Origin of the sequence: Proteus sp. TJ1640 (assembly GCF_003144445.1) — a bacterium.
In the GTDB taxonomy this organism is placed as follows: Bacteria; Pseudomonadota; Gammaproteobacteria; order Enterobacterales; family Enterobacteriaceae; genus Proteus; species Proteus penneri.
In genome coordinates, this window is sequence record NZ_PENY01000023.1 from 1 (window position 1) to 611 (window position 611).

A 611-nucleotide genomic window follows, 5' to 3' on the forward strand; every position below is an offset into this window, starting at 1 on the left:
GCGCTGTCACTATGGTTGCCTGCCATGGCTAATGCATGCCCCATATTAGCCAGCATATTGCCTTCAACACCTCCTGAGGTACTTACACCACCAGATTGATGCTCAACTTTATATTCTGCGTAGTTATGGATATCACTAAAGCCTAATGTGCCCGTATCAAGCTGATTATTTTTAGCCTCTGCGGTACTGCTAATTACTGCACCATCAAGCTGGGTATGTTTACCTACACTAATATCAAACCCTTGATTGCCTGCAAATAAGCCCGTTTGTTCTTCCACTGAACGGTATTTGCTGTCCATTTTATCGCGACTAAACGAAAGATTTGCCGAACCTCCCGGTGTGCCCATCACATTGACACTACCACCCGCACTTTCACTCGATTGCTTCGATTTGTAATCATCAATCGCTTGCTGGCTTTCAAGATGTAAATCTCCGCCCACCTTAGCAATCACTTTATCGCCTTGCGCTTGAGCGCCTTTTAAGGTCGTATCTTGGCCGCTTTGTAAGGTGAGCGTTTGCCCTGCATTTAATGTGCTATTGGTGTAATAGGTGTGGTCGCCCTCTTCAAATCCTTTTGCTCGGCTACCATTAGCATTAATATTTACCCCAAC

1 protein-coding gene is annotated in these 611 nt (G+C 45.3%); it reads right to left on the reverse strand.

Going from position 1 to position 611, the window contains the following annotated elements:
* Positions 1–611 (reverse strand): hemagglutinin repeat-containing protein (locus DK861_RS11220; protein WP_204101260.1); only part of this gene is annotated, 611 nt, incomplete at both ends.